The sequence below is a fragment of the Paracoccus fontiphilus genome (assembly GCF_017356265.1).
Classification (GTDB): Bacteria; Pseudomonadota; Alphaproteobacteria; order Rhodobacterales; family Rhodobacteraceae; genus Paracoccus; species Paracoccus fontiphilus.
In genome coordinates this window covers 1-941 of record NZ_JAFNAW010000167.1, presented here as the reverse complement: position 1 = coordinate 941, position 941 = coordinate 1, and the positions used below count along the sequence as shown (strand labels likewise).

Here is a 941-nt window from a genome sequence, read left to right as displayed (position 1 = left end):
CGCCAGGCAGCATAATCTCAACCTACAGAGCCAGAGCCCTCCAGAGCAAAATCAGGTCGCCTGTTCCAAATCATTCGACGACGGACAGTCCTGCCGAATGGAACGGAACGCCCTCGGACCAATGGTTCAATGTATCACAAAATCCCGGCCGTGGTTGCAGCAATGTCGCGGTGCTTGCCCGGTTCTACCAAGGCAACCTGCGGCCCCTGAGCTCCTGAATGGCTCCGCACCCCTGCTAATGCTTGTCAGACGGGACTTGGTTGGAGTTGGCAACGCCCGAGTATCTCTGCTCGGCTCGTGTGGTCTGTTTGATTACTGGCGGCACTGCCATCTCGCCGCCCGGTTGAAGGTCCGCTTCAGCCGGTCCTTACGGAGTTCTGCCGCATCGCCGTCAGGCCGCTTTCCGCCCTTCGCGACGTTTACGGCTCCGGGTTGCGCGAGGAGTTGACGCATCAGACTGTTTCGATGCTGACCCTTGCTCGTTCGCCGCCCAAGGCCGCGAAGGCCCGCTGGCGGCAGGTCAGGACCAGGATCTGCTGGTCCTGGGCCACGCGGTGCAGGGCGGTGAACATCGCCTCGATCCGGTCGTCGTCGCTGTGGACCAGGGCGTCGTCCAGGATCACCGGCACCTGGGTGCCCGCCCTGGCGAACAGCCGCGCGAAGGCCAGCCGGGTCAGGATCGCCACCTGCTCGCGCGTGCCGCCCGAAAGGATGTCGAGGGCCTCGGCTTGGCCATGGCGGGTCAGCACGGCGGGCAGCAGGGTCTGGTCGTCGATCTCCAGCGTGGCGCCGGGATGGATCACCGACAGAAGCGGCTGCAATTCGCGCATCACAGGCCTCAGATAGGCGTCCCGCGCCTGGCGCCGCGCCTCGTCAAGCGCCTGGCGCAGGCGGGTCAGCGACCGCACCTCGGCCGCGTAGCGCGCGGCGCGGGCCTCGGC

Annotated in this window: 1 protein-coding gene; it reads right to left on the bottom strand. The window is 66.0% G+C overall.

Features of this window, described 5'->3' with window-relative positions; translation table 11 throughout:
- Window positions 1-452 precede the first annotated feature (452 nt).
- Window positions 453-941 (bottom strand): ATP-binding protein (locus J0F76_RS20675; RefSeq protein ID WP_423227386.1); only part of this gene is annotated, 489 nt, incomplete at its 5' end.